This window comes from Caldinitratiruptor microaerophilus, from assembly GCF_025999835.1.
Lineage (GTDB): Bacteria > Bacillota > Sulfobacillia > Symbiobacteriales > ZC4RG38 > Caldinitratiruptor > Caldinitratiruptor microaerophilus.
The window spans coordinates 2,693,553-2,717,859 of record NZ_AP025628.1 but is presented as its reverse complement, the minus strand read 5'-3'; the positions used below and the strand labels follow the sequence as shown (position 1 = coordinate 2,717,859).

At 70.8% G+C, this 24,307-nt stretch carries 23 protein-coding genes and 3 riboswitches; of the genes, 18 read left to right on the top strand and 5 right to left on the bottom strand.

Annotation, left to right across the window (positions count from 1 at the left end; genetic code table 11):
- Positions 1 to 56 precede the first annotated feature (56 nt).
- A complete protein-coding gene (secG, locus tag caldi_RS13200; protein WP_264842212.1) occupies positions 57 to 293 on the top strand; it encodes a preprotein translocase subunit SecG in 237 nt (78 codons plus the stop codon).
- A 125-nt stretch (positions 294 to 418) separates the two neighbouring features.
- On the opposite strand, the gene caldi_RS13195 is transcribed toward secG, so the two are convergent.
- Positions 419 to 1,762 carry an IS200/IS605 family accessory protein TnpB-related protein gene (locus caldi_RS13195; protein WP_264842211.1) on the bottom strand — a complete coding sequence of 448 codons (1,344 nt, stop codon included), beginning with the start codon at positions 1,760 to 1,762 and terminating at the stop codon, positions 419 to 421.
- 209 nt (positions 1,763 to 1,971) lie between these two features.
- On the opposite strand from caldi_RS13195, the gene caldi_RS13190 reads away from it, so the two are divergent.
- Positions 1,972 to 2,322 (top strand): arsenic metallochaperone ArsD family protein, encoded by a 351-nt coding sequence (locus caldi_RS13190; RefSeq protein WP_264842210.1) that lies wholly within the window; start codon positions 1,972 to 1,974, stop codon positions 2,320 to 2,322.
- Positions 2,323 to 2,368: 46 nt separating this feature from the next.
- On the opposite strand, the gene caldi_RS13185 is transcribed toward caldi_RS13190, so the two are convergent.
- Positions 2,369 to 4,669, bottom strand: a complete 2,301-nt coding sequence (locus caldi_RS13185; RefSeq protein WP_264842209.1) for a nitric-oxide reductase large subunit — start codon at positions 4,667 to 4,669, stop codon at positions 2,369 to 2,371.
- A gap of 204 nt (positions 4,670 to 4,873) precedes the next feature.
- On the opposite strand from caldi_RS13185, the gene caldi_RS13180 reads away from it, so the two are divergent.
- Positions 4,874 to 5,362: a nucleoside recognition domain-containing protein gene (locus caldi_RS13180; RefSeq protein ID WP_264842208.1), complete on the top strand. Its 489-nt coding sequence runs from the start codon at positions 4,874 to 4,876 to the stop codon at positions 5,360 to 5,362.
- Between the two features lie 181 nt (positions 5,363 to 5,543).
- Here the strand turns inward: caldi_RS13180 and chrA are convergent, their stop codons facing one another.
- Positions 5,544 to 6,761 (bottom strand): chromate efflux transporter, encoded by a 1,218-nt coding sequence (chrA, locus tag caldi_RS13175; RefSeq protein ID WP_264842207.1) that lies wholly within the window; start codon positions 6,759 to 6,761, stop codon positions 5,544 to 5,546.
- A 232-nt stretch (positions 6,762 to 6,993) separates the two neighbouring features.
- A riboswitch (Fluoride riboswitch) is annotated at positions 6,994 to 7,057 on the top strand.
- A 679-nt stretch (positions 7,058 to 7,736) separates the two neighbouring features.
- Here chrA and caldi_RS13170 point away from each other — a divergent pair.
- Positions 7,737 to 9,047, top strand: a complete 1,311-nt coding sequence (locus tag caldi_RS13170) for an MFS transporter (protein WP_264842206.1) — start codon at positions 7,737 to 7,739, stop codon at positions 9,045 to 9,047.
- 129 nt (positions 9,048 to 9,176) lie between these two features.
- Here the strand turns inward: caldi_RS13170 and caldi_RS13165 are convergent, their stop codons facing one another.
- Positions 9,177 to 10,004: a DUF6062 family protein gene (locus caldi_RS13165; protein WP_264842205.1), complete on the bottom strand. Its 828-nt coding sequence runs from the start codon at positions 10,002 to 10,004 to the stop codon at positions 9,177 to 9,179.
- A 21-nt stretch (positions 10,005 to 10,025) separates the two neighbouring features.
- On the bottom strand, positions 10,026 to 11,795 hold the full coding sequence (locus caldi_RS13160; protein WP_264842204.1) for a dynamin family protein: 1,770 nt from the start codon (positions 11,793 to 11,795) through the stop codon (positions 10,026 to 10,028).
- A gap of 67 nt (positions 11,796 to 11,862) precedes the next feature.
- Positions 11,863 to 11,925: riboswitch (Fluoride riboswitch) on the bottom strand.
- A 194-nt stretch (positions 11,926 to 12,119) separates the two neighbouring features.
- Positions 12,120 to 12,311: riboswitch (cobalamin riboswitch) on the top strand.
- A gap of 155 nt (positions 12,312 to 12,466) precedes the next feature.
- Between caldi_RS13160 and caldi_RS13155 the strand changes: the two genes are divergently transcribed.
- The 14 genes from caldi_RS13155 to cobA all read left to right on the top strand — a co-directional run bounded on the left by caldi_RS13155 (position 12,467) and on the right by cobA (position 24,222).
- Positions 12,467 to 12,694, top strand: coding sequence for a ferredoxin (locus tag caldi_RS13155; protein WP_264842203.1), 228 nt, complete (start codon positions 12,467 to 12,469; stop codon positions 12,692 to 12,694).
- A 10-nt stretch (positions 12,695 to 12,704) separates the two neighbouring features.
- Positions 12,705 to 14,132, top strand: a complete 1,428-nt coding sequence (locus tag caldi_RS13150; RefSeq protein WP_264844808.1) for a cobyrinate a,c-diamide synthase — start codon at positions 12,705 to 12,707, stop codon at positions 14,130 to 14,132.
- Between the two features lie 63 nt (positions 14,133 to 14,195).
- Positions 14,196 to 14,402 carry a CbtB-domain containing protein gene (locus caldi_RS13145; protein WP_264842202.1) on the top strand — a complete coding sequence of 69 codons (207 nt, stop codon included), beginning with the start codon at positions 14,196 to 14,198 and terminating at the stop codon, positions 14,400 to 14,402.
- 44 nt (positions 14,403 to 14,446) lie between these two features.
- Positions 14,447 to 15,388, top strand: a complete 942-nt coding sequence (locus tag caldi_RS13140) for a hypothetical protein (RefSeq protein ID WP_264842201.1) — start codon at positions 14,447 to 14,449, stop codon at positions 15,386 to 15,388.
- A complete protein-coding gene (locus caldi_RS13135) occupies positions 15,385 to 16,041 on the top strand; it encodes a precorrin-8X methylmutase (protein WP_264842200.1) in 657 nt (218 codons plus the stop codon). Before caldi_RS13140 ends, caldi_RS13135 begins: the two co-directional genes overlap by 4 nt.
- Positions 16,042 to 16,054: 13 nt before the next feature.
- Complete coding sequence (locus caldi_RS13130) at positions 16,055 to 17,224, top strand: cobalt-precorrin-5B (C(1))-methyltransferase (protein WP_264842199.1); 1,170 nt, start codon at positions 16,055 to 16,057, stop codon at positions 17,222 to 17,224.
- Positions 17,221 to 17,859, top strand: a complete 639-nt coding sequence (gene cbiE / locus caldi_RS13125; protein ID WP_264842198.1) for a precorrin-6y C5,15-methyltransferase (decarboxylating) subunit CbiE — start codon at positions 17,221 to 17,223, stop codon at positions 17,857 to 17,859. The genes caldi_RS13130 and cbiE overlap by 4 nt, the downstream gene beginning before the upstream one ends.
- Entirely contained in the window at positions 17,856 to 18,512 is a 657-nt protein-coding gene (gene cbiT, locus caldi_RS13120) for a precorrin-6Y C5,15-methyltransferase (decarboxylating) subunit CbiT (protein ID WP_264842197.1), read from the top strand. The genes cbiE and cbiT overlap by 4 nt, the downstream gene beginning before the upstream one ends.
- Complete coding sequence (cobI, locus tag caldi_RS13115; RefSeq protein WP_264842196.1) at positions 18,512 to 19,225, top strand: precorrin-2 C(20)-methyltransferase; 714 nt, start codon at positions 18,512 to 18,514, stop codon at positions 19,223 to 19,225. The genes cbiT and cobI overlap by 1 nt, the downstream gene beginning before the upstream one ends.
- 5 nt (positions 19,226 to 19,230) lie before the next feature.
- Positions 19,231 to 21,147: a precorrin-4 C(11)-methyltransferase gene (gene cobM, locus caldi_RS17670; RefSeq protein ID WP_319951760.1), complete on the top strand. Its 1,917-nt coding sequence runs from the start codon at positions 19,231 to 19,233 to the stop codon at positions 21,145 to 21,147.
- Positions 21,144 to 21,977: a sirohydrochlorin chelatase gene (locus tag caldi_RS13100; protein WP_264842195.1), complete on the top strand. Its 834-nt coding sequence runs from the start codon at positions 21,144 to 21,146 to the stop codon at positions 21,975 to 21,977. The genes cobM and caldi_RS13100 overlap by 4 nt, the downstream gene beginning before the upstream one ends.
- A 50-nt stretch (positions 21,978 to 22,027) precedes the next feature.
- Positions 22,028 to 22,873 carry a precorrin-3B C(17)-methyltransferase gene (gene cobJ, locus caldi_RS13095; RefSeq protein WP_264842194.1) on the top strand — a complete coding sequence of 282 codons (846 nt, stop codon included), beginning with the start codon at positions 22,028 to 22,030 and terminating at the stop codon, positions 22,871 to 22,873.
- A gap of 6 nt (positions 22,874 to 22,879) precedes the next feature.
- On the top strand, positions 22,880 to 23,461 hold the full coding sequence (locus caldi_RS13090) for a precorrin-2 dehydrogenase/sirohydrochlorin ferrochelatase family protein (RefSeq protein WP_264842193.1): 582 nt from the start codon (positions 22,880 to 22,882) through the stop codon (positions 23,459 to 23,461).
- Positions 23,458 to 24,222: a uroporphyrinogen-III C-methyltransferase gene (cobA, locus tag caldi_RS13085; RefSeq protein WP_264842192.1), complete on the top strand. Its 765-nt coding sequence runs from the start codon at positions 23,458 to 23,460 to the stop codon at positions 24,220 to 24,222. The genes caldi_RS13090 and cobA overlap by 4 nt, the downstream gene beginning before the upstream one ends.
- The last annotated feature ends 85 nt before the right edge of the window (positions 24,223 to 24,307 follow it).

Here is a 24,307-nt window from a genome sequence, read left to right as displayed (position 1 = left end):
CATCCGGGCCATCCGGGCTGGGATCTGCCGGTCCGGCCGAGAGGAGTTTGTCCACGTTGCTGGCTGCGATCACCGTCTTCCACGTGATCTTTGCCATCGGTCTGATTGCGACCGTGTTGCTGCAGTCCGGTCGCAGCGCGGGCCTCTCCGGTGCGATCACCGGCGGCGCCGAGCAGCTGTTCGGCAAGAAGCGGGGGCTCGACGACCTCCTCGCGAAGGTGAGCACGGCCTTTGCGATCCTGTTCGTGGTCACGTCCATCGCGCTCACCATCGTGATGAAGCGCGGAGCCTGAGCGGTCCGGATCGCTCCGTACGGGAAGGGTCGCCGTCGGGGCCAGCGTGCCCCCGGCGGCGACTTTCGTCCGGAGCAGGCCCAGCCAGCGTTCCTAAACGCAAGCGTTGACAAGTAAACCTCAGCTTACGACGCCGGGCGAACGGTGCTCCCGACGATTCGCGCCGGGGGATCGCACCCCGGGACCCAAGCCAGACCATCCCGCTCCGGGCCGTGCGAGCCTGCACCCGCCGGTGCCGGAGCGGATAGGGGTACCCCCCTGCCTGGGCCTCCCTCGGAGGGACACTCGTATAAAGCGTGCGTCAGCTTCCGCCCACGCACGCCGGGGAGAATCCGGCGCCAGTCGCCCCAGGCGTGCCGCCCGCGATTCCTTGCAGGTAGCGGACGGGCGTTTCCGGACCGGAGCCGCTCCCCAAACCTCAGGCCCCGCCGGGCGATCGCCACCGCCGCCGCAGCGTGCGGCGACAGCCCGTACCGGGCCATGAACTTCCCGATCACGCTGGTGAACGCTGGGTTGACGGTGATCACTTCCACGCCTTCCCGTTCCGCACGGGCGATGAGCAGGGCGTGGAAAGAGGCGTAGGCGAAGTGCGACAGCTTCCGGGCGTGCCGGTCGGAGACCTCCCGCAGCCGGGCCTTCTTCGCCCGGAAGTCCAGGCGCTCCACCACCACGGGCTTTCCGGCGGCCTTCGCCCAGGCCACCACGTCCGCCACAGCCTCTCCCAGGGTGGCCAGGACCTGCTCCTTGCGCCGGCCCTGGATCGGCACCGGGATGTGCCGGGTCCCCACCGGGTTGCCGGAGCGGTCGATCTCCGCCACCGCCACCAGGCCCGGGTTCAGGTCCACCCCGACGCCCCCCGCCTGCCGGCGCGTCACCACCGGTGCAGGCATCCGCTCCGTGGTGGCGTAGAGGTACCAGGTACCGTCGTTGCGCACGAACCGGTACGAGATGGCCTGCCCGGCCGCCAGGGCGGCGCCCAGCACGTCCTGGCCGTAGGCGAAACGAACGCCCCGGATCAGCACGTGGGTGCCGTACTCGCCGGCCAGGGCGTTCGGGACCCGTAGCCGCAGGGTGCCGCCCGGTAGGAGGGTGCAGGTCTGGTTGCCGCCGGTCTCGTGCTTCGACCCGAGGCAGAAGAACGAGTCGCTGCGGGCCTCCCGCCAGGCCTGAAGCCACTCCTCGTGGTTGGCGAAACCGTTCTCCTCCAGGTGGAACTGGGCACGAAAGAGCCGCCGGGAGCCGAAGCAGAGGGACGGGGGACCCTTCGCCGCTTCCAGAGCCTTTAGCCGGTCCCGGAGAGAACCGAGCCGGCGCTTCTTCTGGTGCAGGCGGAAGCGGACCCGCTGCCGCCGCCCGGCCCGCTCGTGGGGCTGCAGCGGACGCGCGTGCCCGCTCCCCTTGGCCAGGGCCGCATCCTCCCGCTGCAGCTTGCGAATGGCCTTCTCCGTGGCCTCGATCTGGCCTTGCAAGGTGCGTGTCCGCTGCTGCCGCCACTCCTCCGCGGCCCGGACCTTGCCCTTCAGTTCGTAGGTGATGGCGTTGAACTGGCGGGCCGTGAGGCCGATGGGTCCACTCCGGTAGCCCCGGGGACCACCTCCTTTGAGTCTGGTGAGTCTATGCGCCGTGCGGGTACCATGAACACGTCGGAATGTTGGAACTGCAGAAGGGAGGCGGGATCGTGGACGGCCACCTCCACATCGACATCTTCGACGTGACCCTGCCGGAGCGCGCCGCAACCGAGGGCCCGTGCCCGGACGCCGACCTGGTCGTCTGGCTGCAGGAGCTGGGCCGTCTGCACCGCGAGAACGCGGGACGTGTCCGGGTCCGGTGGCACGTGACGGGCAAGGACCCGGAGACCTGCGCACGCTTTCCGGCCATCGCCGCCCTCCTGCGGGAGCGCGGCGGCGCGGTGCTCCCGGTCGTGCTGGTGAACGGCCGGGTGGCCAAGACCGGCGCTTTCCCGTGCTGCGCGGAGCTCGAGCGGATCGCCGCAGAGGACCTCGTGCTGGCCAGCCAGGCGGCGGGATGAGGAGAGCCGGGGGCACAGGTCCCCCGGCTCTCCGCCAGCCGGCCACTCAGTCGTGCGCCGTCCAGGCCGGCTCGCGGCCGGGCGACCGGCGGCGCTGGGGCTCGGGTGCCGCCGCGGCCGTGGCCCTCGGCCGCATCGCCCCCCGGAGGGTGAGGATGAGGAGCGGCACCACGCCCAGGGCGATGAAGACGGAGTCGGGTACGATGCGGAGCCAGAGGAGGGCCCGCACGAGGGGCTCCTGGTAGAACGCCAGGCTCCGGGAGGCGTCGTAGCCGGCGGCCACGGCCCGCCCGAGCTGGAGCAGCCCGACCGGTACCAGCGTCAGGAACGTCATCCCGGCGAGGCCGGCCTGTAGGCTCCAGAACGAGAGGGTCACGAGCCGCTCGCTCCACGCCTCGGGGCGGGCGACGCCCCGCAGGACGAAGAGCAGCAGGGCGATGGCCAGCATCCCGTACACGCCGGCGAGCGCGGCGTGGCCGTGCGCCGGGGTCAGGAACGTGCCGTGCTGGAAGTAGTTCACGACCGGCAGGTTGATGAGGAAGCCCAGGCCGCCGGCGCCGACCAGGTTCCAGACCGCCGTGGCGACGAGGAAGAGGAAGGTGCCGCGGTACGGGAACTGCGTGCCGCCCTGTCGGATGATCCGGTACTGCTCGTACGCCTCCAGGAGGAGCAGGGTGAGCGGGATCACCTCGAGGGCCGAGAAGACAGCGCCCAGCGCCAGCCAGATCTCCGGGGTGCCGGTCCAGTAGTAGTGGTGCCCCGTGCCGACGATCCCGCTGCCCAGGAGAAGGATCAGCTGGAAGTACACCGCGCGCAGGACCGAGGCCTTGCGGACCAGGCCGAGGGCCGTGAGGAGGTGCGCCACCACCACGACCGTGAAGACCTCGAAGATCCCCTCGACCCAGAGGTGGATCATCCACCAGCGCCAGTAGTCGGCGATCGTGATGTGCGTCCCCGAGCCGATCATGAGGCTCGTGGCGTAGAAGAGCGGGATCGCCGCGGCGCTGTAGAGGAGGAGGTGGCTCAGGCCGCCCCGGTCGCCCTCGCGGCGGAGCGCCGCCCGCAGGCCCCGGCCGACGATCACGAGCCACAGCCCCAGCCCGAGCAGGAGCAGTACCTGCCAGATCCGGCCGAGCTCGAGGTACTCCCAGCCCTGGTGGCCGAGGTACCACCACAGCCGGCCGAGCCGCCCCTGCACGCCGAGCCATTCGCCCAGGAGGCTGCCCACGGCCACGACGATCAGGGCGCCGAACAGCACCCGGGTCAGGGTCCCCTGTCCGGGCGACTCCTCACCGGAGAGGAGGGGCGCCAGGTAGAGGCCGGCGGCCATCCAGGCGGTGGCGATCCAGAAGACGGCCAGCTGCAGGTGCCAGCTGCGGGCAACCTGGAAGGGCAGGAGAGCCCGCAGGTCGATCCCGAAGAACGTGGGCTCCACGTAGCTGTGGGCCATGTACCCGCCCAGCAGGGTCTGGACGAGGAACAGCCCGGCCGCGACGGCGAGGAACCAGAGCGCCATCCGCTGGGTTGGCGTGGGCGGCGCGTCCGGCACGCGCACATGCCGCGGGTCGCCGTCGGGCTCCATCTCGAGCCCATAGTGGCGGTAGACGAAAAGGATCACGGCGAGGGCGAGGAGCAGCAGGACCACACTCACCGCGCTGGTCCAGACCGACCCGAACGTGACCTCGTTGCCCGCCGCCGGCGCGTAAGGCCAGTTGTTCGTGTACGAATAGGTGCTCCCGGGGCGGGTGGCAGTGGACGCCCAGGCCGTCCAGAAGGTGAATCGCGCCAGCTGGTCGAGTTCCTGCGGGCTGAGCCGGTCGCCGCCGGCGGCCAGCCGGAGGGTCTCCCGGAGGTCGGTCCGGATCCGGTCGAGGCTGGCGACCTGGCCCGCGGTGAGGGTGAGCGTTCCGGTCTGCGGGTCGTACCGGTTGGCCTTCAGGCTGGTCCGGACCAGACCGTCGACCTGGGCCCGGCCGGCCTCGTCGAGGTCGGCGTAGGAGCGACCGGTCTGTTCCCGTGCGATGGCCTCGCGCTCGGCGGCCACCATGGCCTCTACGGCCCTCGACGTGAAGTCTGGGCCGAGGTAGGCGCCGTTACCCAGGATCGAGCCGTAGTCCATGAGGCCGTAACGCTGGAAGACGGCCTGCCCTGCGCGGACGTCCGCCACGGTGAACACCGTCCTGCCGTCCGGGCCGACGGCCACCTGCGGGATGGGCGGCTTACCCCTGCTGGTCAGAAGTCCGCCGGCCGCCAGGATCCCGAGGGCGAGCACGAGCGTTGCGACGAGAGCCCGCTTCCAGGGGCCCGAGCGGGGCATGGATACCGGCCGGCCGCGTTCGGTCTGCATGGTCGATCCCCCCTTGGGCTTTCGCTTCGATGGTAGTGCCCTGCCACCCGGGCATATGTGATCGTGATCACCTTCTCATATTCAGTCAAAAGATGCGTTTCCGCGCCGCGCGCCCCGGTTACTCCGGAGTCCCGGTTGTACTGACCTCCGGCTGCCCGCCCGTATACATGCACGACGGCACGTGCAGCGGGAGGAGGGCGGTGGATGAAGCGGCTACCACCCCTGGTGTTGGCGGCCGCAGCGGCGACGCTCACTCTCATCCTGGCGATCTACCCCGAAGAAGGCTTCCGTGCAGCCCGGGACGGAATGCGGATCTTCTTCGAGATCGTGTTCCCGTCCCTTCTGCCGTTCTTCATCCTGTCGGAGATCCTGCTGGGCCTGGGCGTGGTGCACTTCATCGGCGTGCTGTTCGAGCCCCTGATGCGTCCGCTTTTCAACGTGCCCGGCGAAGGGGCCTTCGTCCTGTCCATGGGGCTGGCGGCGGGGTACCCCATGGACGCCGTGATCACCGCGAAGTTCCGCCGGAGCGGCATGTGCACCCGGGTCGAGGGTGAACGCATGCTGTCGTTCTCCAACACGGCAGACCCGATCTTTCTCTTGCAAGTGACCGTCCGCGGGAGGCAGGGGTCAACGGTCGGAGCTACTCCGGCAGTGCGCTCCAGACGACGCGGACCCCGTCGTCGATTCGATTGACCGCGATCCGGTCGATCCCGGCAGCGAGAGCCACATTCTTCTCGGTCACCGACCGACGCGGGTAACGAAGGCCGCCCGTGTGGGCGGCCCCTGTACGGTCAAGCCCTCGAACTTCAGCGGGAACGGCAGGAGGTCCGGCAAGAGCGCATGCGGCGCGAAACAGCCTCCGGACTGGATGATGTCACAGCAGGGCGCGGGACAGCGCGCCGAGGGCGCCGCCGGCCAGGATCAACCAGGCCGAGTTCACCCTGAAACGGAACAGCGCCACGAGGCTGACGAGCGCGATGGCCACCGTCAACGGATCGATCAGTGCCGCTCGTGCGAGTGTCCAGGTGACGACCGCCATGAGCGCCAGGGAAGCGGCGTTGATGCCGTCGAGAAACCCGGCCGCCCAGGGTGAGCGGCGGAGCTTCGGGACCCAGGGATTGATGGCCGCGACAAAGACGAAGGATGGCAGGAAGATCCCGAGGGTAGCGACGATGGCGCCCGCGTTCCCTGCCAGCAAGTACCCGATGAACGTCGCCGTGGTGAAGACCGGGCCGGGGGTGAACTGACCGATCGCCACGGCATCGAGCAACTCCTGAGAGCTGAGCCAGTGCCAGCGGTCGACCAGGTCTTTCTGAAGGAACGCCAGGAGCACGTACCCGCTCCCGTAAAGGATGGATCCGATCTTCAGAAAGAACCCGAAGACCCTGGGCAGCGTCGGGTCGTAGGCCGCCAACGGTGCGATGGCGGCCTGCGTGAGCAGACCCGGTATGGGGATGACCCACGATCCGACCCCGGTGCGGGTTACGATGGCCCGCCAGCTGGTCACGACCATCACGGCGAGACCGGCCAGGAACAGCAGGAGGATTTCGTGCAGACCCACGAGCGAAAGAGAGATCACGAGGACGGCGGCCACGCCCGTCGGCACGTTCTTGATAGCGGACTTTCCCAGACCCCAGAGGGCCTGCAGTACGATCGCGATGATCACCGGCTTGACCCCGTAGAGCAGCCAACCGATTTCGGGCACGGTCCGGTACCTGGCGTACACCGCCGCCAGCGTCCAAACGGCGAGCATGGCCGGCAGGATGAAGCACGCCCCGGCGACGATCAGCCCTCGCCATCCGGCCCGCTCGTAGCCGATGTGGATGGCGAGTTCGGTTGAGTTCGGACCCGGGATGAGGTTGGTGGCTCCCAGGAGGTCGAGAAACGTTTGCTGATCCACCCACTGGCGGCGTTTCACCACCTCCTCGTTCATCATCGCGATGTGGGCGGCGGGGCCGCCGAAGGAGATAGTCCCCAGTTTCAGGAACAGAAGCGCCAGTTCCCGCAACCGTTCTCGCTTTGCCGCCGGGCTCAGGTCCCGATAGCGGACGGGCGCGGCAATCCCCGATGGTTCGGCTGGCTCCCGGGTCACGGCGGCACACCTCCACGATGGTCCCGCGTTGCTCCCGCCGCAAGTACCCGGCCTGCTCCATGGTGTGGAGGGCAGGGTACAACGTGCCGGGGCTCAGGTCATGACCATGGCGGCGGAGCTCCACAGGAAACCGTTACGGCCCTCCATCGCCTCTTTCCTCCGGACCGGCGTCATTCCCTGCTCTGCTCTTGCCACGTTCTGTGCTTTCATCGGCGGTGAGGTTTGTGGTAGAATCACGGCAGGCGATGGAGCTCGCCGGAACCGCTGCCTGCGCAGCTGATAGCTCCTACCCTTTCCGGTGAAGGGTAGGGGCTATCGGTTTTTTGTTCCGAGGGACCGTGGGATCCCGCGGTGGTCCCGATCCAGGAGGGGGAGGTGCAACAGTGTCGTCTGAGGGGGCGGGTCCATGGAACTGGGGCATCTTGGTCCCGGCGCTTGCGGCGGCCGTGTGCGCACGGTAGGACGCTGGGCTTACCGCGTGAAGCGTTGCACGCAGCAGTTGTCCAACCGCCCGGCGCCAGTGGAGGGGAACGCGATGCGGCGGCTCAGCTGGCCCCGGTTTCTCACCTTGTGGGCGATTACTACAGGGACGATCGCCATGGCCGGTCTTCTGATTCCAAGGTTGGGGATACGGAGTACGGCTGCCGCCTGGGTCGGCGGCATCGTTGTGTGGTTTGTGGCCACCGGGGTGTTTGCCCTGCTCCACGACCGGCCGCGTTCGTAGCCGGTAGTGGTTTCACCGGCGTCCTGTCTAACGCAGCGGGCACCCCCCGATTTCCGGGTTTCCGGACCCGGGTGGCGGATTCCCTGCCGAAACCGCGCGACCACCGTGGAGGGTTGCGTGGAGTCCGGTTCGGGCGGCGAACATAGCTGCAAGGCTGCCACAAGGTCTGCGCGCCATGAGCGAGGTGACCAAGCGACCGGTCACGCTGGGTCCGGCCAGGGCAAGAGCCGGACTGAGGCAGCACCTTTTCGGTGGAGGTCACGCGGATGCAGTCCACACGTGAAGGTCCGGCACTCGGTGGGTCTGCCACCGCCCGCCGCGCTCAGGCGATGCGCTTCGTCGTGCTCCTCGGCATTGTCAGCCTTTTTGCTGACATGACCTATGAAGGGGCGCGCAGCGCCACCGGGCCGTTCCTGCTGTCGCTCGGCGCCAGCGCCAGCGTGGTGGGGGTGGTTGCCGGGCTCGGGGAGTTCCTCGGATATGCCATCCGGCTCGCGTCGGGTTATCTGACCGACCGGTTGCGGCAGTACTGGCTTCTCACTGCCCTCGGGTACGTCACGAACCTGCTCGCGGTTCCCCTGCTCGCCCTGGCGGGGCGGTGGGAAGTGGCCGCCGGACTCGTCCTCCTCGAGCGGATGGGCAAGGCCGTTCGCACACCGTCCCGGGACGTCATGCTCTCCTTTGCCACCCGTGCGGTCGGGCGAGGGCTTGGCTTCGGGCTGCACGAGCTCCTGGACCAGATCGGCGCGGTTGTGGGCCCCCTTCTGGTGGCCAGTGTCCTCTTCGCCGGCGAAGGGTACCGCCGCGGCTTCGCCGTGTTGCTCATCCCCGCCCTGCTCGCCTTGGCGACCCTGGCAGCGGCATGGGTTCAGTTCCCGGCTCCGGAAGCGTTTGAAGGGCCGGGTGAGCAGAGAGGCCCAGTTCCGGACGGAAGTCCGTCCGATCGGGGTGGGAACCGGACGGAACCAAAGCTTGAGGGGCCGGGCGCAGCGACTTTGCCACGCCTCGGCCGTGACTTCTGGCTCTACGTCTTCTTTGCGTCCACGGCCGTGCTCGGTTTTGCCCACTTTCAGTTGATCTCGTTCCACCTGAAAGCCCGCGGGCTTCTGCCCGACCCGGTCATTCCGTTGGCCTTCGCCGTGGCCATGGCAGTCGACGCCCTGGCCGCCGTGGTGGCAGGCAAGCTCTATGATCGCTTGGGCGTCGGCGCACTGTTTGCCCTCCCCCTCGGCATCGTTCCGGCCACCGTCCTGGCCTTCGGCAGTTCCGCCGTCGCGGCCTGGGCGGGCGTCGTGGTCTGGGGCGCGGTGCTCGGTGTCCAGGAAACGATCATGAGGGCCGCGGTCGCCGACCTGGCGCCCCCTGCGGTGCGCGGGAGGGCCTATGGACTCTTCAACACCGCTTTCGGCGTCGCGTGGTTCGTGGGCAGCGCTGCGATGGGCTTCCTCTACAACCGATCCACCGCTCTCGTGATCCTGTTCTCGGTGCTGGCACAAGCCGTCGCGGTGCCTCTTCTCCTGCTCCTGCAGAGGGAACTCACCGCGAGGCATCGCCGGGTCTGAGTGGGCCGGGACTGCCGCTGTTGCCGTCGAGGCAGGCCCGCAGGCGAAGGAGGTCCGCCGCCCTTTCCCGTACGGCCGGGTTCGGGTACCAGCAGTTCAAACAGTACCGAACCACGACCGGGTCCCTCCTCACGTGCTGGCCGCCAGGTCCCGCGTACGCTCGCGCAGCAGCGGCCCGAGCGGAGAATTCGGATCCAGGGCTTCGGACAGGCACGCGGGAAGGTGTCCCATCGGAGCGAGATACCGTGCCGCCTGGAGCCAGGCGCGCTGTTCGGCACCCCGGGGCTCAGATGCGAAGCGGTAATCCAGTTTCCGAAAGTACTCCCGAAAGTCCTGCCCGAGCGCCTCGAGACGCCGTAGGCCATCCTCGGCAAGAAACGTGGCCACCGTCGGGGTGGCCACGGGGAGCGCGCCCGTGAGGTGGTGCCAGCAAAGGCCTGCCGACGCTTGGTAAGCCGCTCGTTCTTCGTCGTGCTCGAGAAGGCGGGCGAGGACCCGATAGGCGTATCGTTCGTCGCCTTTCACCTGATCGCACACCGGGCATGGCTGAGAGGGCGCCAGAGAAAGGCGGATCGCGCGAGCAAGCCGTTCGCGGCGTCTCCGGGCCATCCAGCCGGTCAGACGACGCCCCAGGGCCGCCGCCCGTAGGACGGAAACGGGCCACCACGCGTACGCCCGCGCGGAAGTCAACGCCGATCGGAGCCGGGCGGCGCGGTCCTGAACCACAAACTCGTAGGTGAAGCTGATCCGCTGCCCGGCCCTCACGGCAACCTCCCAGCCGTGGATCGGGCAGAAGCCGCCCCGACTCAGCGTTTCCAACATCGGCAGCTGGCCGTAGGTTTCCAAGATGAACCAGCGATAAAAGCGCTCCGTGTTGTTCTGGATCACGGTGCAGATGGGACATCCTGGGTGTCGGAATGCCTGGCGGAGTTCCCACTCGGCGAGCGTGTCGGTCACGGCGCCTCCCACCCCGCTTCTTCAACCCGTCCGCTCCACCGGCGCGCGGCCGCCTTCCTCGAGGAGGCGACGGGCCTCAGCGAGGCTGGCCAGGTCGTCGGCCACCTCCTGGCGCCGTCTCTCCAGGGCAGGCCCGCGCTCCTCCTGCAGCCGTTCCGCCCGGGTCAGTGCTTCCCGGATGCCCAGGGCAGCCGCCTCAAGGTAGGCATCGAGACCGGACCGCACCTGCCTGGCGGTCTGGTCGAGGCGCTCGACGAGGTTCTCCCGAACCCGGCCGGCGTTGAGGTCCACCTGTTCGGCGATCCGCCGGCGGAGACCGCTCGTCAGCACCCGCAGCGCCAGGGGGCGCGGTAACAGGGCAACCAGCCGGTCGGAGCGCGGCATGAGGAACCCCTCGTCCTCGCCGATCCGGTAGGTCAGGCGCACGTCGTCGACCAGGTTCGGATCCGGCTGGGGTGGCGGCAACTCCACGGCGAACAGCGTGCCGGCCAGCTCGATGAACCCTTCCACCACCGCAGCCGCCCGCTCGCTGAGCCGCCGCGCCATGGCGCGAACGGCTGCTTCGAGCCGCCGGTTCTCCTCGGCGATCCACCGGTCGAACGCAGCGGGGATGTTTTCGGCGAGGAACTTCTCCAGGTCGCGCACGAGTTCGGCGGCCCCTCCGGTCGTGGCGTTCAGCCGCCGCAGTGCCCGTTCGTGAAGGTCGGGTTCGAGGCTCTGGCGGAAGAGACGGAGTCGCCCGTCGGCTTCCTGCACGATTCGGGCGAGCCCGCTCCGCATCAGGGGCTCCAGGTCCTCCGCCTCGCTGCGTGCAGAAGCCAGGTATCTTTCCAGTCGATCGCGGCGCTGCCGGATCTCCTCCGCGGACACCCGCAGAGCCTGCTGCTCGAGGGTCAGCGCCGTGGTGAGGGACAGCAGTGCCCGCTCCAGGGCCAGGCGCGCGGATTCCCCGAGGACCGTTTCGCGATCGGCAACCACCAGGCGGCGGATTTCCCTCTCCAGATCGAGGAGCCCGCTTCGCTCCAACCCGTCCGCGTCGCCGGCCATCCGTGCCTCCAGGGCCTGTCTGGCCGACAGTGCGAACAGGCGGACGGAATCCTGCCGGGTCGCCTCCTCGAGGACGCTCCGGGTGAAAGCCAGGCTCTCAGCCGTTTCCGCCGGCGAAAGGGCGTCGATCTTGTTCAGGACGAAGAGGAACTTCCCCGCGTACTGCCGTGCCTCGTCGAGGAACTCCCTTTCGGCGGCCGTGAGCGGCGGCTCAACGGAAAGGACGAAGATGGCCGCGTCGGCATCGGGAAGGAACTGAAGCGTGGTGCGGGTGTTGTGCTCGTACACGGAACCCACACCCGGGGTATCCACCAGCCGCACCCCTTCTGCGAGCAAGGGGGAAGGGTGACGGATTTCCACTGCACCCACCCCGCGGACGTTGCGCGGGTTTTCTCTCTCGGTCACGTACAGCGGCAGATCCTGAACAGGCGCTGGTACCTGGCGCCCGTCGAGGAAGTGGACGGTCATCTCCGGCTTCGGGCCGGACCGCAGGATCGTCACGGCGGAGGTGAGGGGCACGACCGCGGTCGGAAGCAGCGGCTCGCCGACGAGGGCGTTGACCAGGGTCGACTTGCCTCGCTTGAACTGGCCGAGCACGACGAGGTTGAACTCTTTCCCCGTCAGTTTTCGACCGGCGCGGGCAACCGCGTCGCTGACCGCCGGGTCTCCCAGCCTTTGCGCAACGGCCTGCAGGATCTCCCACACTCGGGTGAGCCGTGTGTTGCCTGCCGCCCGGGTTCCCACGACCGCTTCCCCCCTGCGCATGCTCGTGGTGCGGTACCTGACACAAGGAAAATGGCCCCTACCCGAGTCCCGGGTAGGGGCCATCAGCTGCGTGGCAGCACTTCCGGCGAGCCCCATCGCCTCATGTTCTTAACTCTTACTGTAGGCTACCCGGCAGAGAGAGGCAAGATGCCACGGGCCTCGCTGTGGCCCGTCTATCCGGAGCCGCGAGGCGGTGTTGCCACCTGACCTGCACTGCGGGGCGAGGTCGAACCCCTGATCGCTCTGGACAGCCCTGCGGGGCACATGGTATCCTCTGGGCGAGTCACCGACTGCCGATCAACCGCATACCGAAGCCGACCAGGTGGCCCGCGCCCCGGGTGCGGGCTGAAAAGGGAAGTGCGGTGAAAATCCGCCGCGGTCGCGCCACTGTGAGCGGGGAGTCCCCGGCAAGATGCCACTGTCCGATCTGGATGGGAAGGCGCCGGAGGGTGAGGATCCGCAAGCCAGGAGACCTGCCCGGTCGGTTCCGGCTCGGGTCCCCTCGCGGGATGGGGGACGGAGCTGAAATGGTGTCTTCCTGGCCGGATGGGCCCGGGGCACCGGGCGAAGAGCGCTGAGGCGCCGCATCCCGCGGCGCCTTTTCGATTCCCCGGGTCCGTGGCCGACCGGGATCGACGGGGGTATGAGCGATGATCGCCGGGCGGATCGACCCGGCGGCCTGCGTCGCCTGCGGGCTGTGCGAGCGGCTGGCGCCAGCCCTCTTCCGGGTCATCCTCCACCGGGTCGCCGTGTTGCGGCTTGGGCCCCGGATTCCTGCGTCACTGGAAGAGCGGGCCTGGTGGGCGGCGGAGGCCTGCCCGACAGGGGCCATTCACCTGAGCCAGGTCCCGGCCGGCGGGTCGGAAGGGGAATGCTGAGGTGGCGGTCATGCGGGTGCCACGCCTTGTCGTGGCCGGTACGGAGAGCGGAGCCGGCAAGACCACCGTGGCGCTGGGGCTCATGCGGGCCCTCCGTCGGCGCGGGCTCCGGGTGCAGCCGTTCAAGGTCGGACCGGACTACATCGACCCCACCTACCACACCGCCGCCACCGGCCGCCCCAGCCGGAACCTGGACGGGTGGATGTGCGGCGAGGACCTGGTGCGCGCCCTCTTCGCCCGGGCGGCCGGCCCGGCGGACGTGGCGGTCATCGAGGGGGTCATGGGCCTCTTCGACAGCGCGGGCCCGGCCACCGACAGCGGCAGCACGGCGGAGGTGGCCCGCTGGCTGGACGCGCCCGTGATCCTGGTGGTCGACGCCTCCGGCATGGCCCGCAGCGCTGCCGCGATGGTCCGGGGATACGCGACCTTCGACCCCGGGGTGCGGATCGCCGGGGTCGTCTTCAACCGCGTCGGCAGCCCGGGCCACTTCGAACTCCTGCGGGAAAGCCTGGCCGCCTACGGTGGGCCGCCCGCCCTGGGCTACCTGCCCCGGGCCGACGGGCTGCAGGCGCCCGAGCGCCACCTGGGTCTCGTGCCGGTCCTGGACCCCCGGGCCATGGCCCCTTACCTGGACCGGGTGGCGGACGCGGTGGCGGCGACGGTCGACCTCGACCGGGTGCTGGCCATCGCCCGGGCGGCCGGTCCGGTGACGGTTCCCGACGGGGCCGGCCCTTTCCCCGACCGGCCGGCCCCCGGTTGCTGCCGCATCGCCATCGCCCGGGACGCGGCCTTCCACTTCTACTACGAGGACGGGCTCGACCTCCTGGCGGCGCTCGGGGTGGAATGGGCTCCTTTCAGCCCCCTGGCCGGCGAGTCGATCCCTCCCGGGACCGACGCCCTCTACCTGGGCGGCGGGTTTCCGGAGGTGTACCGGGCCGAGCTGTCCGCCCACGACAAGCTGCGCGCCGACGTGCAGGCGGCCCACCGGGCAGGCATGCCGGTCTACGCCGAGTGTGGCGGGCTCATGTACCTGTCCCGGGCGATCGTGGATCCGGACGGGCAGGTCTGGCCGATGGCGGGCCTCCTGCCGGTCTCGGCCCGCATGCAGCCGCGGCTTGCCGCGCTCGGGTACGCCCGGGCGACGTTCCTGCAGGAGACGCTCCTGGGAAGCCCCGGGGATGAGGTGCTGGGACACGAGTTCCACTGGTCCGTCACGGACCCGCACCCGCCCGACTGGCCCCCCGCCTACCGCTTCCGGGGCAGGCGGGTCGACGGGAAGGAGGACGGATTCGCCCGCCCGGCGCTTCTGGCGAGCTACCTGCACCTGCATTTCGTCGCCAACCCGCACGCCGCTCGCCGCTTCGTGCAGGCGGCGGCCCGGTACCGGGCCGTCAGACTTGACCGGGAAAGGGCTGCGGCCAGACCGGTCACGGGGTAGCAGTTCCGCCGCGCCGGGCTGACGCTGTGGTCGGGACGACCCGCCCGACGAGGAGGTGAGACGGTGAACGAGGTTTCGCTCTCGCTCCGGGGGCTGACGGCGGTCCGGCATCTTCGCATGGGCGGTTGGCCCCGGTACCTGCTGCTCCAGGGGGTACTGTGGCTCAGCGTTCCCGTGGCGCTCTACGTCCTTTTCGCTGCGCCCATCCCGGCCGTTCACGACGCCCTCCATTCCGTCCGGCACTTCACGGCGTTCTTCACCTGCCACTGACCGGTCCCTGCGGCGCACGCCCCTTCCCGGGAGGTTTTCCTACCGTGTGGGCCAGTCGATCGTTGACAAGAAAGCCGGTACACCTGTGGCTTTTCGCCGCCGGGGTCGGGGTGCTCGTGGGCGGCCTGGCCATGTTCGCCGCAGGCGGGTGGCCCGGAGCCTACCGGGCCGGGGAGACGGCGCGGTTCGATGGGCGGGTGGCCGCCAGTTCTGCCCCGCATCTCCGGGTGGAGAAGATCCGGGGGCCGCTTTTCCGCTGGGTCCACGCGCAGTACCTGCCACCAGGCGAGGTGCTGGAGGTACCGCTCGCCCCCGGCCCGCTCTCCCTGCGGATCAACTTCTGGGATCCCGGCCTCTACCGGGTGGTGATCACCGGCTCTCCGGACCAGGTGGTTCGGGTGGGCTTGCCGGCGGCCCGTTTTTGGGGATCTGTTGCCCTGGCCGTCCTGGTCTGGACCCTGGGAGTGCTCGCCGGGTGGACGAGCGCACGCCTTCCCCGACCCCGGGGGCTCGCGGCGGAAGGAGGCAACCCGTCGCGGGCCCGGTGGCGCGCGATGAGCGCCGGGTTCCTGGTTGCCGTGTCCGTGGGGACCGGAGCCGCGCGGGCTGACAGCACGCCCGCTGCGGGCGGCGTGTCACCCGCGCGAGAGGTATCGGTGATCGTGCTGGATGCACCGGCTTCCGGCGGGGCCGGCACGCGGGGGGAGTCGCTGTGGCTCGGTATCCACCACCCCGAGAACGGCGTCCTCCTCAGTGCTCCGGTGCGGTCAGGCTCCACGCTGCGCTACCGGTTTCCCGAAGGCGCCCGATACCGGGTGTCGCTGGGGGAAGTGCACTGGTGGCTGGAGGTGCCGCCCGTCCCGCCTGCGGGGTGGGAAACCGCCCGCGGGCTGGCCGTCCTGGTGGCCTTCTTCCTCGGAGGCGGGCTCGCGGGGCTGGGCCTCGGCCGGTTGCGAAGAGCCACCGGCGGGGAGGGTTGCGGATGACGCTCGTGGAGCGCTACGGCCTGCCCCCGGAGGAGATCGAGCGCCGCAGCTTCGAGATCATCCGCGGGCTGGTCCCCGACCTTTCGGGCACACCGGAGGAGCAGCAGGTCCGGGTGCGGATGGTGCACGCGGCGGGGGATCCCACCATCGCCCGGGACGTCCACATCCACCCCCGGGCCGTCGAGGCCGGGGTCGAGGCCCTCCGCAGCGGGGCGCCCATCGTCACCGACGTCCGGATGATCGCCGTGGGGGTGAGCCCCGGCCACTGCGAGCGGCTCGGCGTGCGGGTGGAATGCATGCTGGACCACCCCGACGTGGCGGCGCGGGCCCGGGCGGAGGGGACCACCCGGGCCATCGCGGCGGTGCGCCTCTGGGGACCGCGTCTGGACGGCGCCGTCGTGGCCATCGGGAACGCGCCCACGGCCCTCCTGGCTCTTCTGGACCTCGTCGACGCGGGCGTCTGCCGCCCCGCCCTCGTGGTGGGGACCCCGGTGGGCTTCGTGAACGCGGCGGAGTCCAAGGAGGAACTCCGCCGCCGCGACGCTGTGCCCAGCATCACGGTGGCGGGCTGGCGGGGCGGCTCGACCCTGGCGGTGGCGGCCCTCAACGCCCTCCTGCGGCTGGCGACGGGGATCCACGGCTACCTCGGGTGAGGGGGTGACCCGGATGGGCGAATCCGGGCGAGACCGGGGCCAGATGCGCACGGGATACACGACCGGCGCCTGCGCCACGGCCGCGGCGCTGGCGGCGACGCGCCTCCTGCTCACGGGCACCCCCGCGACGGATGTCACCATCTGGCTTCCCGCCCGCCGCTGGGCCACGTTCGCCCTCCATTCCGCCGAGTCCGGGCCGGGCTGGGCGCGCTGCTCGGTGATCAAGGACGCCGGCGACGACCCGGACGTCACCCACGGCGCGGAGATCGTGGCTACCGTCTCGTGGCACCCCGAATCGGGTGTCCACCTCGCAGGCGGACCTGGCGTGGGTACCGTGACCCGCCCGGGCCTGGGCCTGGAGATCGGCGGCCCGGCCATCAACCCCGTGCCCCGCCGCATGATCACCGAGCATGTCCAGGCGGCCCTGGCGGAGGCCGGGGAAACCCGGGGGGTGCGGGTGGAGATCTCGGTGCCCCGGGGGGAGGAGATGGCCCGCAAGACGCTGAACCCGCGCCTCGGCATCGTGGGCGGCATCTCGATCCTCGGGACCACCGGGATCGTCGTGCCGTACTCCACTGCGGCCTTCCGGGCGTCCATCGCCCAGGCGGTGGACGTGGCGCTCGCCCAGGGGCAGTCCCACCTCGTGGCCTCCACCGGCGGGCGCAGCGAGCGGTACGCCATGGAGATCCTCCGGCCCCTCGGCCTGCCGGAGGTGGCCTTCATCGAGATGGGGGAGTTCCTGGGGTTCACGCTCAAGACGGCGGCCAGAAGGCCCCAGGTCCGCCGCCTCACCGTCGTGGGGATGATCGGCAAGCTCGCCAAGGTGGCCCAGGGCGCCATGCACCTGCATGCCCGGGCTTCCCAGGTCGATCCGGCGTTCCTCGCGGAGGTGGCGGCCGGCAGCGGCGCCCCCGCGTCCGTCGTGGACGAGATCCGCCGGGCGAACACGGGCCGGCACGTGCAGGAGATCGTCCTGGCGGCCGGGGTGAGCGGGTTCTTCGACCGGCTCTGCCAGCTGGCCTGCGAGGCGTGCCGGGATCACGCCCGGGCGGCCTACGAGATCGAGGTGATCATGACGGACTTCGACGGCCCGGCCGTCCTCGGGCGGGCCCAGACCGGCCCGTGGCCCGCTCCGGGGCCGGATGTGGGGCTTTCCGCGGCGAGAGGAGGGAGCCCACCGTGAACCCCATCCACGTGGTGGGGGTGCTGGACGACGGCCCGGAGAGCCTTCCGCCCCGTCTCCTCCGGCTCGTCCGCGAGGCCGACGTGCTGGCCGGAGGGGAGCGCCACCTGGCCCTGTTTCCGGGAGTGGGCGAGGAGCGGCTGGCTCTGAAGGCGCCGCTCGGGCCGGTGGTCGACCGCCTGCGGGCGGCACGGGAGGAGGGGCGGCGGGTCACGGTCCTGGCGTCCGGCGACCCGCTCTTCTACGGGATCGGGAGGCTGCTGGTGCAGCGGCTCGGGAAGGCCGCCCTGGCCTTCCACCCTCACGTCACCAGCGTCGCCCTGGCATTCGCCCGGATCGCAGAGCCCTGGGACGATGCCGCCGTGCTGAGCGCGCACGGGCGGGACCCCACAGACCTCGCCCTCGAGGTGCGGCGCCACCTCAAGGTCGCCATCCTGACCGATCCCGAACGAAACCCGCGCGCCATCGCCCGGACCCTCCTGGCGTCGGGGGTGCACGGGTACCGGTGTTACGTCTGTGCCAACCTCGGGGGGCGGAGCGAGTCGGTCTGGGAGGGCAGCCTGGAAGCGATGGCGGCACGGGAGTTCCCTCCCCTCAACGTGGTGGTGCTGGTCCGGGAGGAGGAGACCGAGTGAGCGCGACCGGTATCGCACCCTGGGTGACCGGGATTCCCGACTGGGCCTTCGAACAGAGAAAGCCCCGGCGCGGGCTGATCACGAAGGCGGAGGTGCGGGTGGTGAGCCTCAGCAAGATGCGGATCGCCCCGGATGCGGTGGTGTGGGACATCGGCACGGGGTCCGGTTCGGTCTCCATCGAGGCCGCCCGCCTGGCGCCCCGGGGGCAGGTGTGGACCATCGAGAAGAACGAGGAGGACGTGGCCATCGCCCGGCGCAACGTCGAGCGGTTCGGCGTGGCCGGCCGGGTCCGGGTGATCCACGGCCGGGCCCCGGAAGGCCTGGAAGGCTGGCCGGCGCCGCACGCGGTGTTCGTCGGCGGCAGCGCCGGGTCGATGGCGCCCATCCTGGAGGTGGCCGCGCGGCGCCTCCTGCCCGGAGGGCGCATCGTGGTCAACGCCGCGACCGTGGAGAACCTGCACGAGGCCATGGTGAGCCTGCGCGGCTTCGGGATGGGGGTGGAGGTCGTCCTCCTGCAGGTGGCCCGTTCCCGCCCCATCCTGGACCTCACCCGGTTCGAGGCGCTGGACCCGGTCTACGTCCTCACGGCCGGATACGACCTGGACTCCGGTTCGCCCCCCGGGGAAGTGCCGCAGGGCGAGGAGGTGTCCTGATGGGGTACGGCACCTTGTACGGCGTGGGCGTCGGCCCGGGCGACCCCGAGCTCCTCACCCTCAAGGCCCACCGCCTCCTCCGGTCTGCGCCGGTGATCTGCATCCCCAAGCGGAACCTGTCGGACGACGGTTACGCGCTCCGCATCGTGCGCCCGTTCATCGACCCGGGGCGGCAGGAGCTCCTCGAGCTGGAGTTCCCCATGACGCGGGACCCCGAGAAGCTGGCAGCCTGCTGGGACCGGAACGCCACGTTGATCCACGGGCGGGTCGCTGCCGGCAAGGACTGCGTGTTCATCACCGAGGGGGACCCGCTCCTGTACAGCACCTTCTTGCACGTCCTCGACCTGATCCGGGAGCGTTACCCGGCAGTGCCCATCGAGGTCGTCCCCGGGGTCTCCTCGTCCCTCGGGGCCGCGGCCCGCGTGCAGATGCCCCTGGGGGCCGGTGGCGAGCGCATGGCGCTGGTGACGGACCTCGAGGGGGAGGAGGACGCCCGGGACCTTCTGCAGCGGTTCGACAGCGTCGTCTTCTTCAAGGTCAACTCGACCCTCCGTCACGTGTTGGCTGCGCTGGATCGGACCGGTCTCACGGACCGGGCGGTCTGGGTCCACAAGGCCACGGCACCCGGCCTGGAGGAGGTTGTCACCGACGTGCGTACGCTCCCGCGGCGCGGCAGGTTGCCGTACCTCTCGCTGCTCCTGGTCAGGAAGTGAGCCCCGTGCCGGTCGGCAAGGTGTACTTCGTCGGGGCCGGCCCCGGCAGCCTGGACCTCGTTACCCGCAAGGCGGAGGCGATCATCCGGTCGGCCGACCTGATCCTGTACACGGACTCGCTGGTGAATCCGGCGATCACCGACTGGGCGAAGCCGGGGGCGGAGGTCCTGGGCAGCGCCTCGCTCACCCACGACGAGATCGTGGAGGCCATGGTCCGGGTAGCCCGGGTTGGGGGCAGCGTGGCCCGGGTGCACACGGGGGACCCGAGCCTGTACGGCGCGGTGTACGAGCAGGCCCGCCGCCTGGCCGAGATGGGGATTCCATACGAGATCGTCCCCGGCGTGTCCTCGGTCTTCGCGGCGGCCGCTGCCCTGGGAGCAGAGCTCACGGTGCCGGAGCTGGCCCAGACCGTGATCCTCACGCGCGTGGAGGGGCGCACCCCCATGCCCCCTGGGGAGCGGCTCCGGGACCTGGCGGCCCACCGCACCACCCTGTGCCTCTTCCTCAGCGTGGGGATGATCGACCGGGTGGTGGAGGAGCTGCGGGCGGGCGGGTACCCCGATGACACTCCGGTGGCCGTGGTGTACCGGGTGACGTGGCCGGAGGAGAGGGTCGTCCGCGGCACCCTGGCGGACATCGCCCAGCGGGTCCGGGAGGCCCGCATCCGCTCGCACGCGCTGATCCTGGTGGGCGAGGTCTTCGGTTCCGGGCTCCACGCCCGGGTGGAAGGGCGGTCGCGGCTCTACGACGCGTCCTTCAGCCACCGGTACCGGCGCGCGGCCGGGAAGCCCGACGGGCTCGGCGCGGGAGGACCAGCGCCCCGCTCGAGGGGACGGGTCGCCGTCCTCAGCATCACGCGGCACGGAACCGCCCTGGCGGCACGCCTGGCCGCGGCCCTGCCGGAGGCGGACCACTGGGTCCCCCCCAAGTTCGCCGCCCTGGCGCCGGGCGCCCGGGTCTTCGAAGATCCCGTCAGCCAGCGGATGGGGGACCTGTTCCGCCGCTACGACGGGATCGTGGCGTTCGTCTCGCTGGGGGCGGTGGTGCGCATGGTCGCCCCGCACCTGCGGGACAAGAAGACGGACCCGGGGGTCGTGGTGGTGGACGACCGGGGGACCTTCGCCATCGCCGTCCTCTCCGGACACCTGGGCGGGGCGAACGCGCTCGCCCGGCGGGTGGCGCGGGTCCTCGGCGCCACCCCGGTGGTCACGACGGCCTCGGACGTGCGGGAGACCGTCGCGGTGGACCTGCTCGGGCACGAGTTCGGCTGGAGGATCGAGGGCTGGGAGAACGTGACCGCGGCCAGCGCCGCCGTGGTGAACGGCGAGCCGGTGGCGGTGTACCAGGACGCGGGCGAACCGGACTGGTGGCCGCCGGACAGACCCCTGCCGGAGAACATCCGCCGGGTGGCCAGCCTGGAAGAGGCCGCCGCGCCGGAGTACGCGGCCGCGCTCGTGATCACGGACCGGGTCCTCGGGCCCGAACATGCATCGCTTCTCGGCAAGGCAGTGGTGTACCGGCCGCAGAGCCTCGTTGTGGGCATCGGGTGCAACCGCGGGACTCCGGCGGAGGAGATCGCCGGGGCGGTGGCGGCCGTCCTGGCCGGCGCCGGGCTGAGCCCTCTCTCGGTGCGCAACCTGGCGAGCATCGACCGCAAGCAGGACGAGCCGGGGCTCCTCGCCTACGCGGCCGCGCAGGGGCTCCGGATCGATTTCTACGACGCGGAGGCGCTCAATTCCGTGGAGGTGCCCAGCCCGTCCGAGGCGCCCATGCGCTACGTCGGGGCACGGGGGGTCGCGGAGCCGGCGGCGGTGCTGTCCGCGGGTGGCCCCCTCGTCGTACCGAAGGTGAAGAGCGGGAACTGCACCGTGGCGGTGGCACGTGTCCAACCACGTGTCCAACCAGGAGGTGGTGGCGCGTGAAGCAGCGTGGGCTGCTGCTCGTGGGTCACGGCAGCCGGGACCCGGAGGGGAACGCGCAGTTCCTCCGGGTGGTCGAGCGGGCGGCCCGGCTGCCCCGCGTCCAGGAGAGCGGCTGGCGGGTGCAGCCATCCTTCATCGAGCTGGCCAATCCGGAAGTGCCCGAGGGGATCGACGCCCTGGTGGCGGCCGGTTGTCAGGAAGTGGTGACCGTGCCCCTGACCCTCTTTGCCGCCGGGCACGCCAAGGAGGAGATCCCGGGCCACCTCGAGGCGGCCAGGGAACGGCATCCCGGCGTGGTGTTCCGGTACGGGCGGCCGATCGGCGTGGAGCCGGCCGTCATCCCGATCCTGCTGGACCACCTGGCCGCCGCGCGCCCAGTGGCGGGGGCCGGGGACGCCGGTCGTCCGGCAGAGCCCATCGCAGACCCGCCCGCCGTGCTGGTGCTGGTGGGGCGGGGGTCGAGCGACCCCGAGGCCAATTCCGACTTCTACAAGGTCGGGCGTCTCCTGTGGGAGGCGCTGCGGGCCGGCGGTGGCCCGCTCGCCGTGGACTGGGTGGAACTCTGCTTCATCGGCGTCACGGTGCCGGACCTGGACACCGCCCTGCGGCGCACTGTGGCCCTGGGCGCCCGCCAGGTGGTCGTGCTGCCCTATTTCCTCTTCACCGGGGTGCTGGTCAAGCGGATCGCCCGGATCACCGCCGACTGGGCGCGCCGGTCTCCCGGCGTCGCCTTCTGGCTGGCCGGGCTGGAGGGCGTGGGCGAACACCCGCGCTTCCTGCCGATCCTGGGGGAGCGCATCGAGGAGGCAGCGGCGGCCCGTCCGCTCTAGGTCCGCCGGGTTGGGTTGTGGATCGCACGGATGAGGAAGGAGGCATCCGGTTGGGGCGCGGGAAGCTGTACGTCGTGGGGTTCGGGCCGGGCGCGGAGGCGCATCTCACGCGGAGGGCCCGGGAGGCGATCGAGGATTCGGAAGTGGTGGTGGGCTACACCACGTACATCGGCCTGGTCCGGCCCCTTCTCGAGGGCAAGGAGGTCATCCGCAGCGGGATGCAGGAGGAGATCGCCCGGGCCGTTGCCGCGGTCGAGCGGGCCGAACAGGGGCGCAGGGTCGCGGTGATCTCCAGCGGCGACGCCGGGGTGTACGGCATGGCCGGCCTCGTGCTCGAGGTGCTGGCCGGGCGCGGGTGGGACCCCGAGACGGGCGTGGAGCTGGAGATCGTCCCGGGGGTCACCGCCCTGAACGCGTGCGCGGCCCTGGTCGGCGCGCCCATCATGCACGATTTCGCAGCGATCAGCCTGAGCGACCTCCTCACCCCGTGGGACGTGATCCTCCGGAGGCTCGATGCGGCCGCCAGCGCCGACTTCGTCATCGCCCTCTACAACCCGGCGAGCGGTCGGCGGCAGCGGCAGGTGGTCGAGGCGGTCGAGGTCATCGGCCGGTACCGTTCGCCCACCACCCCCTGCGCGCTGGTCAAGAGCGCGTACCGCGAGAGGCAGTCGGTGGTTCTGACCGACCTGGCCCACGTCCTGGACCATGAGATCGGGATGCTCACGACGATCCTCATCGGGAACTCCAACACCTACACGTACAAGGGCTACATGATCACTCCCCGCGGCTATCACAACAAGTACGACGCGGCGGGGCGGCGTCGCGAGGGGATCGGCCAGTGGGAGTCGCTGACGGCGGAGAAACTGGAGCGGGTCCTCGGGTCGCGGCAGGAGTGAGCCGGGATGTCCTACCAGTCTCTCCCCGCGCTCTACCCCGTGTTTCTCGATGTCTCCGGCCTGCCCTGCCTGGTCGTGGGCGGCGGGCCCGTCGCCTCACGCAAGGTCTCGGGGCTCGTGGGGGCCGGGGCGGCGGTCCGCGTGGTGAGCCCCGACGCGGCGCCGGAGCTGGCTGCCCTCGCCGGGGCGGGGCGTGTGACCTGGGAGCGGCGGCGCTACGCCCCCGGAGACGCGCGCGGGCATGCCCTCGTCTTCGCCTGCACCGGGGTGCCGGAGGTGGACGCGGCCGTCGCTGCCGAGGCGCGGGGCCTGGGGCTCTGGGTCAACGTGGCGGGGGCACCGGAGCTCGGCAACATGATTCTCCCTGCCGTTCACCGGGCGGGGTCCCTGACGTTGGCCATCAGCACGGGCGGTATGAGCCCCTCCCTCGCACGGGCGCTCCGGGACCGCCTCGCCGCGGTTCTCGAGACGGCCGTCACGGAGCTGACCACGGGGATGCGATTCGCCCTGCCCGCCTCGGAGGGCGACCGATGCCGGCCTTCGGACGGGGGCGCCTGGCGCCTTCCCCGGGAGGAGGAGGGCCTGTGACGGGCAAGGTGTACCTCGTCGGCGCGGGGCCGGGCGACCCCGGCCTCATCACCGTGCGGGGGCTGGCGTGCATCCGCCGTGCGGACGCCATCGTCTACGACCGGCTGGTGGCCCCCGAGCTGCTGGCCGAGGCCCGTCCCGATGCCCAGCTGTATTACGTCGGGAAAGGAGAAGGGTGGGAGACCGTCTCCCAGGACGACATCAACCGGATGCTGGAGAGCCTGGCGGTCCGCGGCCTGGAGGTGTGCCGCCTCAAGGGCGGCGACCCGTTCGTTTTTGGCCGCGGCGGGGAGGAGGCCGAGTACCTCGCGACACGGAGCATCCCCTTCGAGGTGGTCCCGGGGGTCAGCGCCGCCATCGCGGCGCCGGCCGCCGCCGGGATCCCCGTCACCCACCGTGCCCAGGCTACGAGCGTGGTGATCGCCACGGGACACACCTGCAGCGGATCTGCCGGACCGGCCTGGGAGGCGGCGGCGGGGTTGGACACCATCGTCTTGCTCATGGGGATGAAGAACCTTCCCGCGATCTCGCAGCGCCTGATGGCTGCCGGCCGTTCACCAGCGACCCCGGCTGCCGTGGTGCGGCGCGGGACCTGGCCGGATCAGCAGGTGGTCACCGGTACCCTGGCGGACATCGCCGAGCGTGCCCGCGCCGCGGGTCTGGGGCCGCCGGCCACGGTGGTGATCGGTGAGGTGGTGCGGCTGAGGGATCGGCTCGTGAACGCGAAGGGCGCCCACGCCCCCGGGGCGGTGGGCCGGTGACGGCTGCCGTCCCGGTGCGGGGCGCATAGCCGTGACGGGCATGGGAAACCATGGTGCCGAAGGGAACGTGCGTCACGGTGTCGGC